Source organism: Taibaiella sp. KBW10 (genome assembly GCF_003852495.1).
In the GTDB taxonomy this organism is placed as follows: Bacteria; Bacteroidota; Bacteroidia; order Chitinophagales; family Chitinophagaceae; genus Edaphocola.
Map to the genome: position 1 here is coordinate 147,335 of NZ_QAJI01000002.1, position 12,959 is coordinate 160,293.

Below are 12,959 nucleotides of genomic sequence, written 5' to 3' on the forward strand. Positions count from 1 at the left end.
GCAAAAGCCAATCTGAAAATTTAAAAACCACAAGCTTGATAATTATAGGAATAGATCCCGGGACGCTCGTGATGGGTTATGGTGTTATATCAATTGACAAAAATACAATTTCTCTTTTGGAAATGGGTGTCTTGCATTTAGCCAAGCATAAAGACCATGGGGAACGATTAAATTTTATTTTCGAAAGGGTGAGCGCATTAGTACAACGCCACGAACCGGTAGCGGTTGCATTGGAAGCTCCTTTCTATGGCAAGAATGTACAAAGTATGCTCAAACTGGGTCGGGCACAAGGGGTCGCGATTGCGGCTGCCATGGCGCATGGCAGCCGTACGATAGAGTATGCCCCAAAGAAAATTAAACAATCCGTAACGGGCAACGGTAATGCCACTAAGGAGCAGGTATGGAAAATGTTGCAGCATATCCTGAAATTTGAGGACAATCCGGAATACTTGGATGCAACAGATGCAGTGGCCGTGGCACTGTGTCATTATTATCAATCAAAAGGTATAGAAACAACCACGCGGATCAGTACACAGAAAAAAGCAGTAAAAGGCTGGGCCGACTTCGTGGCCAGTAATCCCGAAAGGATAAAAAAAGTGAAAAAATGAAAAATCTAAGATTAATATTTATCCTAGCCTCTCTATGTACCGTAGGCATCGTAATCACTCAGGTATACTGGGTACGCAGGGCTTATGTATTTGAGAACAAAAAATTTGACCTGAATGTAAACATCGCACTACGGGATGTTGCACTTAAAGTATGGGAGTACAAGCAATCTCAGGCGGCCATGTACAATGTGGTAACAAGGGTCTCTTCTGATTATTATTTTGTAAAGATCAACGAACATGTAGAACAGGAGATTCTGGAGCATTTCTTAAAGGAATCATTTACCGCCAATGACCTGTATACCGATTTTGTATACGGTCTGCATGATTGTATGAACAATGACATGGAGTACAAAAAGTTCATCAATCTGAGCAACCGTACAGCACACCCTACGGGTTTCGTGGATATTCCGAAAACAAATATCGAGAACTACTATTTTGTCGTTTATTTCCCCACGCGCAAAGACTACCTGGCCTCACAGCTGACATTCTGGATGATCTCCTCGGTATTTCTGGTAGGGGTATTATTATTTATGGCTTATATCGTCTATGTGATCTTAAATCAGAAGCGACTGAGCCAGATGCAGAAGGACTTTGTAAAAAATATGACTCATGAGTTCAAGACCCCCTTGGCGAGTATACAACTAGCCTCTTCTGTCCTGAAAAAACCGACCATTATCGAAAACCCCTCCAGGCTCCTCAACTATGCTACGATTATAGAATCGGAAGCAAAACGCCTGGAAATGCAGGTAGAACGGGTACTACAAATGTCTTTAGGGCAAAAAAGAGAATTAGAACTCAATAAGCGGCTGGTCGATATCAGGCCGGTCATCACAGATGTAATTGCGACCTACCAGACCAAACTGGAAAATCGTAATGGCATGATCACGATCGATCTGGGTAATAAAGAATTAATACTAAATGTAGATGTGGAGCATTTAAGCATTGCCTTAAGTAACCTTATTGATAATGCGATCAAATATACTCCGGAAGAAGTCAATCCGCAGATTACGGTCGTTTTAAAAGAGCAGGCCAAATCAATCAGCCTGACGATATCAGATAACGGTATCGGTATTGAGCGCAATAGTATGAAACATATATTTGAGCGTTTCTACAGGGTCTCTACGGGTAATGTGCATAATGTGAAAGGATTCGGTATCGGGTTAAATTATGTAAAAGCCATTATTGACCTGCATGAAGGGAAAATTATTTGTGAAAGTGAATCAGGAAAAGGGGCTTCCTTTACCATCAGTTTACCCAAACCGGAACTGCCGCAATGAGGATACTCGTCTTAACCAACCGGGTGCCCTACCCTCTCAATGACGGAGGCAACCTTGCCGTTAATAATATGCTGGAAGGCCTACGGGCACAAGGCGCAGCAATAACGCTGCTATCGATGAACACTTCCCGGCATTGGGTAGATCAATCCAATTTTCCGGCCTTATTTACGCAATTGGAGCAGGTGGCAACAGTAGCTGTCGACAATCATATAAAACCTTTAGGTGCGCTTAAAAGCCTCCTGCAAGGCACTTCCTATAACATTGCCCGCTTTAACAATGCCGCATTTGCCGCAAGGCTAAAAACCTTGCTAACCGAAAACACTTTTGATGTGGTGCTGCTGGAGGGTCTTTTTGTGTGCAGTTATCTACCCATCATCCGGCAATACAGTAAGGCTAAAATTGCCTACCGGCAACATAATGTGGAGTTTCAAATATGGGAGCGCATGGCTGTCAGAGCCGCTAATCCTATCAAAAAATGGTACCTGCGACAATTAGCACGTGCCCTCAAACGTTTTGAAATAGCCCATCTTAACGATTACGACCTTATTGCGGCTATCTCTCCTGTAGATGTAGCCCATTACAAAGCCTTAGGCTGTACGATACCCATCATAAGCATTCCTTTTTCCCTGCCGCCGCAACAAATTACCTTGCAGTCGCTTCCAAGGGACTTGCAGTCGCTTCCAAGGGAAGAGTTAAACCTCTATCATATAGGCGCCATGGACTGGCAACCCAATGTGGAAGGTTTACTTTGGTTTCTCGAGCATGTCTGGCCCCGGGTATTAGCGGCAAGACCGGAGCAGAAATTCTATTTGGCGGGAAGAAATATGCCCGACCGTTTTCATACGGGCAAATGGCCCGGGGTGATTGTGGCCGGAGAAGTTCCGGATGCCGCGGTCTTTGAACAGGACAAAAGCATTTTGGTCGTACCCCTGCATTCCGGCGGTGGCATCAGGGTCAAGATACTACAATCTATGGCGAAGGGCAAGGCTGTCATTACCACTTCTATCGGCTTGCAGGGCATCGAAGAAGCCCAAAATAATCAAGACGTTTTAGTGGCCGATACACCCGAAGCATTTGCTCAGGCCTGCATCAGCCTGTTGCAAGACCGAAAAAAGGTAGAAGACATGGGCCTTCAGGCACACAAACTGATACAAAATAATTATAATCAATATGTTGTAACCTCTCGCTTACTCAAATCATTGAAGGAATTATAGCCCTGTTAAGGAATAATGAGTGGTTCAAAAACAATTCATCTAAAATTGACATTAAGATGTTATTTTTGTAGGTTACAGACATTCAAAAATTCAGGATTATCATGACGCTCACTTTTTTCGGACATGCTTGTTTTACGGTAGCCTTTGGCGATACAACGATACTATTTGACCCCTTTATTACGCCCAATGCATTGGCGAAGGATGTGGATATCGAGGCAATCAAAGCAGATTACATCTTTGTTTCTCATGGACATGGCGATCATGTAGCCGATTTAATTGCGCTGGCAAAACAAACACAAGCCACGGTAGTGTCCAATTTTGAAATTATAGATTGGGTAACCAAACAAGGTTATGAAAAAGTACATCCGATGAACTTTGGCCGTAAGCAATTTGCCTTCGGTAAAGTTCACTTTGTACCCGCGGCGCATAGCAGTGGTTTACCGGATGGAAGCTACGGGGGTAATCCGGGTGGGTTTGTGATCAAAACAGATGAAGGAAACTTCTATTATACGGGAGATACCAGCCTTACCGCCGAGTTTAACATGATCCCTTATTATGGACCATTGGATGTTGCCATTATGCCTATCGGCGGCAATTTTACCATGGATACAGATGATGCGCTTATTGCGAGTGATATGATACAGTGCAATAAGATTGTTGGCGTTCATTATGACACCTTTGGATATATCGTTATTGATAAAGAAAAGGCTCTTCGAGATTTTGAACAGGCAGGCAAGCAATTGCTATTGCCCAAAATCGGGGAAACGATTGAATTATAGTAAAATGATGGTGCAGAAACCGAATTGAGTATATAAAAGAAATTTTACAACGTATGACTAAAGTATTAGCTATTGCCAACCAAAAAGGCGGAGTAGGAAAAACCACGACTGCGATTAACCTTGCGGCCAGTCTTGCTGTTTTGGAATACAAAACACTGCTCATAGATGCCGATCCGCAGGCGAATAGCACTTCTGGAAACGGATTTGACTTAAAGAATATCCAGGTGAGCCTGTATGACTGCCTGGTGAATGATATGCCCATAAAGCAGATAATACTGGAAACGGAAACACCAAATTTGTTTGTGTTACCTTCTCATCTTGATCTGGTGGGTGCCGAGATTGAATTAATTAACCACCCTAACCGGGAACATATCTTAAAACAGGCTATTGCAGCACTGGATGAGGAATTTGATTTCATCATCATCGACTGTTCTCCTTCCCTGGGTTTAATCACGGTCAATGCGCTGAGCGCTGCTGATGCTGTGATTATACCGGTGCAATGTGAATTCTTTGCCCTGGAAGGCTTAGGAAAATTGTTGAATACGATAAAAATCGTACAAGCAAGGCTCAATACTGGTTTACAGATCGAAGGTATTCTGATGACGATGTATGATGGCCGCTTGCGCTTAAGCAATCAGGTGGTTGAGGAAATTAAAAACCACTTTGAAGAACTGGTATTCAAAACCATTATTCATCGCAATACCAAGCTGGGTGAAGCACCTAGTTTTGGCAAGCCGGCATTGATGTATGATACAGAAAGTACAGGTGCCATCAATTATTTGAATCTGGCTAAGGAAATTTTGCAAAAAAACAACTTAACCAAGATCAAAAATTCAGAAAGTAATATAAACGCATAGGTATGCCCCCAAGCAACAACAATAAAAAACAGGCATTAGGCAAAGGCATCAGGGCATTGCTTAATAATATTGACGAAGAACTAAAGTCAAACGAGCCAGGATTGGCAGACAATAACAATACGAAGAAGCCCACTGTCAATATCGGAAGAATACCCGTAGACCAAATTAAGGTAAATCCTAAGCAACCAAGATACGATTTTGACGAAACGGCTTTACAGGAACTTGCGGAAAGCATCAAGCTACACGATATTATTCAACCGGTAACAGTGGTAAAACTGGCCGGCGGCGATTATCAGCTGATCTCCGGAGAGCGTAGATGGAGAGCCTCTAAAATAGCGGGCTTAAAGGATATTCCGGCTTATATCAGGGAAGCGAATGACCAGGAATTACTGGAAATGGCTTTGCTGGAAAACCTGCAAAGGGAAAACCTGAATGCGATAGAGATCGCCTTGAGCTATAAGCGCCTGATGGATGAGTGTACCCTGACCCAGGAACAAGTGGCAGAGCGCATGAAAAAGGAGCGCAGTACGGTAGCCAATTATCTGCGTTTACTGAAACTTCCTCCCGATATTCAGAAAGCAGTGCGCGATGGTTCTTTAAGTATGGGCCATGCCCGTTCGATCATTGCCTTAGACAAGGTAGATGAGCAATTATATGTGTATCGCGAGACGATGATCAAAGGGCTTTCGGTAAGACAAGTAGAGGCGATGGTTAAGGCCATGCAGCAAGAACGTAAGCAAAGCAATCCACAAAAGGAAGTAGCAAAATTGCCACCTGCTTATAAGCGCATTGAAGATAATATGGCTAGTCATTTTTCGGCTCAGGTATCTTTAGACCGTAAGAAAACCGGTAAGGGAAGTATTACAATCGCGTTCTATAGTGATGAGGAACTGGAGAAGATCATGGAATTAATGGGTATTTAATAATCCTGTATTCCTTTTAATTAGTCAGTAAAATTGTAGTAAGTATATATTTTTTTCATTATCTTGCTTGCTATTAACATTTTTTTTTACAATCTTGAGCAAAATTTTATAATATGCCAATGAGGTTTTTAAAATCCAAAATTGTGTTGGGTTTGTTTGCAATAGCTGCGTTACAGAGCTGCAAAAAGGTGAGTGATATTGGTAAAGATAATAATACGGCTATCCTGACGCCGCACACGGTTTTAGGTGCTTCTGATGAGGGTTGGTTGGTGAAAACGAACGATGGCCGCACTTTTAATAGTATTTTTCCTCCTGACGGCTATGCGGTATCTATGGTATCGGCTGCCGGGACTAATGTTATCATGCAAAAATCAAAGATTTTTTACAGTGATAACAATGGTAAAAACTTCAATCCTTCTTCTTTTACAACCTTTAATACAAAGCCTTGGCGCTACTGGGTGTTGGACTGTCCGGCACATAACCGTACGTACATGGCATCCACTGTAGGTAACGGTGTTGCGTATTCTGAAGATGGCGGTAAGACATGGAAAGAAGATACTAAATGGCAGGCAAATACCTCTCCTAATGTAAAGATCACCAGTTTTGCACAATTAGGCAGCAATGCTGTGTTTGCCTTTAATGATGATTATAATGTACTATACAGAAGAGATGCTGTAGATGCGGCCTGGAATGCAGTAGTTGTGGAAGGTGTTTTCCCTTCTGCCTCGGCTTATTTCTTAACAGCGAATACGACGGACCTGTTTATTGTAGATTATAAAGGTCTAGGCGGTGCCTGGTATAGTTTAAATGAAGGTGTTAACTGGGGTAAATTTGGCAATGGTGCGTTACCGGTTTTAGGATTGGAGAAATTTGTAGGTTCTGCTTCCGGTGCTTCAGGCACACTTGCAGTAGCGACGGAAAATGATGTTTATTTTGCAACAACCAATAATGCATTTGTAAAAGCAAATACCGGTTTAGATATTGGCACCAAAATATATGGCATTACTTCAAAATACAATATCTATAAGAATGGCAATAAGATCAATTTCCTATATATTGCCACCAGTAAAGGAATTTATCGCAGCGATGATAGCGGATTCTCTTGGGATAAAGTAAGCTTTAATGAATTCAATACAGTTTATACGGCTATTTACTAGACTAAGTATAAAGGAACTTATAAAAAAGGTGGAATCATATTTGATTCCACCTTTTTATTTAGCTTAATCGTGACCGATAAGGCTTATATAGAAAACTTGTTTCTGTTTTCTTCACAGCGACAACTATATTGCCTTGCCGAGCTCCTGACAAACCGCGATTTATGATTCTTTTTTTCGGCCAACACATCTAAGTAAATAAGTTGTTTCGATGCCATATCTATAGCTTGTGCGCTTGACTGTCCCATACCAGCACAGAACCTTATTAAATCCAAATAGCGTATGGCTCTTTTATGGCCATACGCTATTCAATCAATATTTTGCGGTATAATTTACAGACTGCTTGATTTTTTCAATTGTCCGTCGCCGGTAACAATACCCATATTATTAATAATTTCGGCGCCAAACTCATCTGTTTTCAGCAAAGTAGCACCACTCATCAGGTTATAGAAGTCGATGGTTACCTGCTTCCGCATGATGGTAGCCTGTAAGGCAGAAGTAATCATTTCTGCAGCTTCTTTCCAACCCATATAATCCAACATCATACAACCGCTCAGGATTACAGAGGAAGGGTTCATTGAGTTGGTTCCGGCAAATTTCGGAGCCGTACCATGTGTCGCTTCAAATACGGCATAACCGGTCTTGTAGTTAATATTTGCACCCGGCGCAATACCAATACCACCTACTGCAGCAGCTAAAGCATCTGAAATATAATCTCCGTTCAGGTTTAAGGTAGCCACAACCGAGTAATCACGTGGTGCCAGTAAGATTTGTTGTAAGAAGTTATCGGCAATCACATCTTTAATCAATAGTTTACCTTCAGATAAAGCTTTGCGTTGTGCTTCATTAGCCGCCTCTTCACCATGGTCTTTTTTCAATTGATCCCATTCATCCCAGGTAAATGTTTTATCACCAAATTCCTGACGCGCTACTTCATAACCCCAAGTTTTAAATCCACCCTCGGTAAATTTCATAATGTTACCCTTATGTACTAAGGAAACAGAAGGTAAATTATTTTCCAAAGCGTATACAATCGCAGCACGCACCAAACGTTTCGATCCTTCTTCGGATACCGGTTTCACACCGTATGAAGAGGAACCCGGAAAACGTACATTAGTAACGCCCATTTCCTCAATCAGGAATTTTTCAAATTTCTGCGCTTCAGGAGTACCTGCTTTCCACTCAATACCGGCATAAATATCTTCTGTATTTTCACGGAAGATAGTCATGTCTACGTATTCCGGATGTACTACAGGAGAAGGTACACCTTTAAACCACTGTACGGGGCGCAGACATACATACAGGTCAAGATCCTGACGCATAGCCACGTTTAAGGAGCGAATACCGCCACCAATCGGAGTAGTCAAAGGGCCTTTAATCGATACAATATATTCTTTAGCAGTCTCTAAGGTTTCTTTTGGAAGCCATTCGCCCGTTTGTTTGAATGCTTTTTCACCAGCCAGCATTTCTTTCCATTCAATCTTTCTTGTTCCATCATAGGCTTTTTCTACGGCAGCATCAAATACCTCTTGTGCAACTTTCCATATTTCCGGTCCAATACCGTCCCCTTCAATAAAGGGAATAATAGGATTGTCGGGTACTTGCAATTTTCCATTGGAACCCATTGAAATTTTTTCTGCCATAATTGAAAATAATTTGATTGATTAAAAAGATACGCGAATTTACTGAATCATCGCTAATTTTTAAGGACTTCTGTCTTTTTTTACACTTTATTTAAAAAAAGATCGGAGCCTCAAGATATTGAGCCTCCGATCTTTTTAATATTATGTTTAGATGTTACTTAGCGTCTGTATCCACCGCCGCCACCGCGACTGCCGCCACCACTATTGAATCCGCCACCGCCTCTGCTACCACCGCCATCAAAACTACGGCTTGGTTGCTGTACGGAACGGCTTGGCTGCACATCATAAGAACGCGAATTGTTTACCCTTTCCGCATTTCTTGAAGGCATTGTTTCTCTAGTATTGTTGTTACGGTCTTGCTGCACATATCTATTAGGCACATTATCTCTGACTCTTTGGCGAGAACCATTATCCATCACGCGGATTCCATTATTTACGTTTCGACCGGGACCCATTCCCTGGCCTGTGCCCGGAACGCCGTCTCTTCTAACATAATTGCCTGGATTTGCACCTCCAGGGTTAGGCCGAACACCTAATCCAGAAGAGCGGCTATTGCCGAATCCTGTTCTAGGACCATAATTTACGGTACGACCACCGCCATAACGGTTGCCGAAACGGTCTCCATTGTAATAATTATTCCAATATCCGCCACCGTAGCCAAATCCATAACCGCCACCACCATAGTATGGGTAACCGCCCCATCCACCGCCGTAAGCATATGGATTATTCCAATATCCAAAATTATTATATCCCCACCAATTGCTCATACCCCAGGAAGAAGACCAATAAGGGCCGAAACCAAAACTAAGGCTGAACCCGGGACGATAAGGGCTATAGCAAAAAGGATCTAAATAATAAGGATTTGACCAATATGGACTATACATTGGGCTCCAATAGTTGTAACCGGTATATACATTGTTAAACCGGCGAAAACGGGAGGTATAAGAATCATCATCATAATCGATGTACCCGTCGCTATTTTCGTAATCGCTGTATTGCGCTTCATTACCGTTTTGCTGGTAATTTCCCTGCGGTGCTGTATTATTATTTCTGTTATTATTTGACGAATAAGCATCGTCATTGTATTGAGCCATTAAGGCCCCACCACTGAATATTACAGCTAATCCCGTAACTAAAAACTTTTTCATGGCCATTAAAATTTATTTTGTTTGATAAACAAAAGCCCTATTCAAAAATATGCATCAAACCTTACTTAGATGCCACTCAAAAATACTACTTTTGCGTTAATTATTTTAATATATTATATAGACTTTAACTAATTAAAAAGGTTTAAACAATGAGTAAAGAAATTACGGCTCGGGCAGAAGATTATTCGCAGTGGTATAATGATCTGATTATAAAAGGTGAATTAGCTGATTATTCTGCGGTTAGGGGTTGCATGGTGATTAAGCCCTATGGCTATGCTTTATGGGAGAATATGAGGGATGTTTTGGACAAGATGTTTAAAGATACCGGACACGTAAATGCTTACTTCCCGTTGTTTGTACCCAAAAGTCTATTTGAAGCAGAAGAAAAAAATGCGGAAGGTTTTGCGAAAGAATGTGCTGTGGTCACCCACTATCGTTTGAAAACAGATCCGGATAATAAAGGGAAGTTGATTGTAGACCCTGAGGCGAAACTGGAAGAAGAACTGGTCGTACGGCCTACTTCAGAAGCCATTATCTGGAATACCTACAAGGGCTGGATCCAGTCTTATCGTGATTTGCCGCTTTTGATCAACCAATGGGCCAATGTGGTTCGCTGGGAAATGCGTACACGCCTGTTTTTACGTACCGCCGAATTTTTATGGCAGGAAGGGCATACGGCACATGCTACTAAGGATGAAGCGGTTGAAGAAGCGGTAAAAATGTTACATGTATATGCCGATTTTGTAGAAAACTATATGGCCTTACCCGTAATTAAAGGCGTCAAATCGGCCAACGAACGTTTTGCCGGTGCAGAAGACACTTATTGTATTGAAGCGATGATGCAAGACGGGAAAGCTTTACAGGCTGGAACCTCGCATTTCTTAGGTCAGAATTTTGCCAAAGCATTTGATGTAAAATTCAGCGATAAGAACAATACCCTGGATTATGTTTGGGCTACCAGCTGGGGCGTTTCTACCCGTCTGATTGGCGCTTTGGTGATGGCACATAGTGATGATGAAGGGCTGATTTTACCCCCACGCATTGCTCCTTTGCAAGTGGTGATTGTACCGATCTATAAGGGAGAAGAGCAAAAAGCAATGATTGATGCTAAAGTGGATACTTTAATGCAGGAACTGAAAGCAAAAGGGATTCGCATAAAATATGATGACAGCGACAATGCCCGTCCGGGTTGGAAGTTTGCCGAATATGAGAAGAAAGGTGTTCCGGTAAGAATTACCATGGGTGCACGGGATCTGGAAAACAACCAGGTTGAAGTCGCGCGCAGAGATAATAAAACTAAAGAGAACTATTCATTAGACGGTCTATCGAAAAAAGTGATTGATCTGTTGGCCGATATCCAACAAAATATGTTTGACCGGGCACATGCTTTCCGTGAAAGTAATATCCGTCAGGCCGATACCTGGGAAGACTTTATGAAAACCCTGGAAGAACAATCGGGTTTCATTTCGGCACACTGGGATGGCACACCGGAAACCGAGGAAAAAATCAAAGAATTATCCAAAGCGACGATTCGTTGTATTCCTTTGGACAATCCTCAGGAAGAAGGAAAATGTATCCTCACCGGCAATCCAAGTACACAGAGAGTATTGTTTGCCAGAGCGTACTAAAAATATCTTTTATTTAATTTTCACAAAAGGCCTGTATGTAATGATCATACAGGCTTTTGTTTTTAGCATATTTATTATAGATTTGTACAAAAGCAAAACTTATTTATGGAAGTAAAACACATTCAAAGAAATGACAAAGGAGCTTTTAAGCTTTATGATGGAGAAGTTTTGGCTGGGGTACTGGAATACGAAATTTTAACCAGCGAAGTATTAAGTGCCCTACACACTGAAACCCAAAGTGGCTTTGAGGGAAAAGGTGTGGGCGCTACTCTTTTTAACGCCCTAATTGATTTTGTAAAAAATAAGGAATTAAAGATCAATCCTCTTTGTCCCTTTGTAAAAGCCAAATTAGAAAAAGATGAATCACTGCATTATTTAATCGCAAAAATGTAAGTGTTTAAGCCAAATATCATGAACAAAACAATCGTGGTGACCGGCGCCACCAAAGGCATTGGTAAAGCCATCGCTGAAAAATTTTTATCTGCACACTATGATGTTGTGATTTGCGCCCGGAGTCAAACGGATCTGGAAACCTTACAACAAGCATGGACACAACAATACCCGCAACAAAACATTTATATTTTTGCGGCCGATTTTTCGAAAGAACAAGAGGTCAAAGACTTTGCCACTTATATCCTGACGCAGTTAACCACCATTGATGTATTGGTCAACAATGCCGGCATTTTTTTGCCGGGCAATATGCTGGAGGAGGAGGACCATCAGCTGAAAGCGATGATGGATGTAAATCTGATGAGTGCATATTATCTGACGAAGGCCTTATTCCCTCGATTGAAAGCACAGCAATCGGGTCATATTATTAATATTTGTTCTGTCGCGAGTTTGCATTCCTATGGCGGTGGCACGAGTTACAGTGTCAGTAAATATGCATTACTGGGATTTTCGGACAATATTCGTACTACTTGTAGGCCACATGGCATAAAGGTCACGGCTATTTGTCCCGGCCCTACCATGAGCCATAGTTGGGAAGGTAGTGGTATAGACGAGACTAAATTAATGAAGGCCTCAGATGTCGCAGATATCATCTGGCAGACAGCACAGCTGAGTATACAAGCTTGTGTAGAAAGAGTTGTACTGAATCCGATGGAAGTCTTATAAAACAAAAAATATTTATGATGACAACAAAAAGCCTGTATCGTATTTGATACAGGCTTTTTGCATTTATTGCATATTACAAATTGAGCATTTATTTCTCGTGTAATATATATGGTTTATTGGCTACAAAATTCACTTTCAGTCCGTTCCCAGCCTGTGGATAGCCAAGGCGTAAATCCATACCTGTCGCGCTCTTCAGGGTCAGGGTACCTGTTATCGTTTCATTAGTACCAAACTCGCTATCATCTGTAGATACCGATAAATTACTTAAAACGGTAAAGGCATTTAAGACGCCATTTAAATCTGCAGTCTTGTTATCCGTTTTATATTCTACTACATAATTAACCGCTTTAGGCATCCCTTCTCTGGTTTCTGTTTTCAGAACGGCTGGAGTTGGGACATAGTAATAGTATTCGGTTGTATCTGTACCGACTATTTCTGTAGAATCGACCATTTCACTATTGATTTCAATAGTCTGGCCTGCTTGCAGTTTAATGTATTTTTTTGCCGTATTGGAGAAATCATAACTATCTCCGTCATACTTTTTACAAGAGGCAAATAATAATACAGATCCGAACCCAAGCAATGCAATTTTATTTATATTTTTCATAATAA

13 protein-coding genes are annotated in these 12,959 nt (G+C 41.5%); 10 read left to right on the plus strand and 3 right to left on the minus strand.

What is annotated here, in order from left to right; all coding sequences use genetic code 11:
* Positions 1-35: 35 nt before the first annotated feature.
* The 7 genes from ruvC (at position 36) to DBR32_RS04140 (ending at position 6,815) form a co-directional block, all read left to right on the plus strand.
* Positions 36-608 carry a crossover junction endodeoxyribonuclease RuvC gene (ruvC, locus tag DBR32_RS04110; RefSeq protein ID WP_233559655.1) on the plus strand — a complete coding sequence of 191 codons (573 nt, stop codon included), beginning with the start codon at positions 36-38 and terminating at the stop codon, positions 606-608.
* Positions 605-1,885, plus strand: a complete 1,281-nt coding sequence (locus tag DBR32_RS04115) for a sensor histidine kinase KdpD (protein WP_124635032.1) — start codon at positions 605-607, stop codon at positions 1,883-1,885. Before ruvC ends, DBR32_RS04115 begins: the two co-directional genes overlap by 4 nt.
* Positions 1,882-3,099 carry a glycosyltransferase family 4 protein gene (locus tag DBR32_RS04120; protein WP_124635033.1) on the plus strand — a complete coding sequence of 406 codons (1,218 nt, stop codon included), beginning with the start codon at positions 1,882-1,884 and terminating at the stop codon, positions 3,097-3,099. Before DBR32_RS04115 ends, DBR32_RS04120 begins: the two co-directional genes overlap by 4 nt.
* A gap of 101 nt (positions 3,100-3,200) precedes the next feature.
* A complete protein-coding gene (locus tag DBR32_RS04125; RefSeq protein WP_124635034.1) occupies positions 3,201-3,878 on the plus strand; it encodes a metal-dependent hydrolase in 678 nt (225 codons plus the stop codon).
* Positions 3,879-3,931: 53 nt separating this feature from the next.
* Positions 3,932-4,735 carry a ParA family protein gene (locus DBR32_RS04130; protein ID WP_124635035.1) on the plus strand — a complete coding sequence of 268 codons (804 nt, stop codon included), beginning with the start codon at positions 3,932-3,934 and terminating at the stop codon, positions 4,733-4,735.
* A 2-nt stretch (positions 4,736-4,737) separates the two neighbouring features.
* Positions 4,738-5,658, plus strand: coding sequence for a ParB/RepB/Spo0J family partition protein (locus tag DBR32_RS04135; protein WP_124635036.1), 921 nt, complete (start codon positions 4,738-4,740; stop codon positions 5,656-5,658).
* Positions 5,659-5,777: 119 nt separating this feature from the next.
* Complete coding sequence (locus DBR32_RS04140) at positions 5,778-6,815, plus strand: sialidase family protein (RefSeq protein ID WP_124635037.1); 1,038 nt, start codon at positions 5,778-5,780, stop codon at positions 6,813-6,815.
* 329 nt (positions 6,816-7,144) lie between these two features.
* Here DBR32_RS04140 and icd read toward each other — a convergent pair whose 3' ends face one another.
* Positions 7,145-8,455: an NADP-dependent isocitrate dehydrogenase gene (gene icd / locus DBR32_RS04145; RefSeq protein ID WP_124635038.1), complete on the minus strand. Its 1,311-nt coding sequence runs from the start codon at positions 8,453-8,455 to the stop codon at positions 7,145-7,147.
* A gap of 158 nt (positions 8,456-8,613) precedes the next feature.
* Positions 8,614-9,603: a hypothetical protein gene (locus DBR32_RS04150; protein WP_124635039.1), complete on the minus strand. Its 990-nt coding sequence runs from the start codon at positions 9,601-9,603 to the stop codon at positions 8,614-8,616.
* A 149-nt stretch (positions 9,604-9,752) separates the two neighbouring features.
* Between DBR32_RS04150 and proS the strand changes: the two genes are divergently transcribed.
* The 3 genes from proS to DBR32_RS04165 all read left to right on the plus strand — a co-directional run bounded on the left by proS (position 9,753) and on the right by DBR32_RS04165 (position 12,347).
* The gene (gene proS, locus DBR32_RS04155) at positions 9,753-11,231 is read left to right on the plus strand and encodes a proline--tRNA ligase (RefSeq protein ID WP_124635040.1); all 1,479 of its coding nucleotides are present in this window, start codon (positions 9,753-9,755) and stop codon (positions 11,229-11,231) included.
* Positions 11,232-11,336: 105 nt separating this feature from the next.
* Positions 11,337-11,624 (plus strand): GNAT family N-acetyltransferase, encoded by a 288-nt coding sequence (locus DBR32_RS04160; protein WP_124635041.1) that lies wholly within the window; start codon positions 11,337-11,339, stop codon positions 11,622-11,624.
* An 18-nt stretch (positions 11,625-11,642) separates the two neighbouring features.
* Positions 11,643-12,347, plus strand: a complete 705-nt coding sequence (locus DBR32_RS04165; RefSeq protein ID WP_124635042.1) for an SDR family oxidoreductase — start codon at positions 11,643-11,645, stop codon at positions 12,345-12,347.
* An 88-nt stretch (positions 12,348-12,435) separates the two neighbouring features.
* Here DBR32_RS04165 and DBR32_RS04170 read toward each other — a convergent pair whose 3' ends face one another.
* Positions 12,436-12,954 (minus strand): hypothetical protein, encoded by a 519-nt coding sequence (locus DBR32_RS04170; RefSeq protein ID WP_124635043.1) that lies wholly within the window; start codon positions 12,952-12,954, stop codon positions 12,436-12,438.
* Positions 12,955-12,959 lie beyond the last annotated feature (5 nt).

What these genes read in the sequence shown, in the direction of transcription:
- DBR32_RS04170 (WP_124635043.1), bottom strand. Translation starts at nt 12,954, where the DNA reads ATGAAAAATATAAATAAAATTGCATTGCTTGGGTTCGGATCTGTATTA.
- DBR32_RS04120 (WP_124635033.1), top strand. Translation starts at nt 1,882, where the DNA reads ATGAGGATACTCGTCTTAACCAACCGGGTGCCCTACCCTCTCAATGAC.
- DBR32_RS04135 (WP_124635036.1), top strand. Translation starts at nt 4,738, where the DNA reads ATGCCCCCAAGCAACAACAATAAAAAACAGGCATTAGGCAAAGGCATC.
- DBR32_RS04160 (WP_124635041.1), top strand. Translation starts at nt 11,337, where the DNA reads ATGGAAGTAAAACACATTCAAAGAAATGACAAAGGAGCTTTTAAGCTT.
- DBR32_RS04165 (WP_124635042.1), top strand. Translation starts at nt 11,643, where the DNA reads ATGAACAAAACAATCGTGGTGACCGGCGCCACCAAAGGCATTGGTAAA.
- DBR32_RS04115 (WP_124635032.1), top strand. Translation starts at nt 605, where the DNA reads ATGAAAAATCTAAGATTAATATTTATCCTAGCCTCTCTATGTACCGTA.
- proS (WP_124635040.1), top strand. Translation starts at nt 9,753, where the DNA reads ATGAGTAAAGAAATTACGGCTCGGGCAGAAGATTATTCGCAGTGGTAT.
- DBR32_RS04150 (WP_124635039.1), bottom strand. Translation starts at nt 9,603, where the DNA reads ATGAAAAAGTTTTTAGTTACGGGATTAGCTGTAATATTCAGTGGTGGG.
- icd (WP_124635038.1), bottom strand. Translation starts at nt 8,455, where the DNA reads ATGGCAGAAAAAATTTCAATGGGTTCCAATGGAAAATTGCAAGTACCC.
- DBR32_RS04140 (WP_124635037.1), top strand. Translation starts at nt 5,778, where the DNA reads ATGAGGTTTTTAAAATCCAAAATTGTGTTGGGTTTGTTTGCAATAGCT.
- DBR32_RS04125 (WP_124635034.1), top strand. Translation starts at nt 3,201, where the DNA reads ATGACGCTCACTTTTTTCGGACATGCTTGTTTTACGGTAGCCTTTGGC.
- DBR32_RS04130 (WP_124635035.1), top strand. Translation starts at nt 3,932, where the DNA reads ATGACTAAAGTATTAGCTATTGCCAACCAAAAAGGCGGAGTAGGAAAA.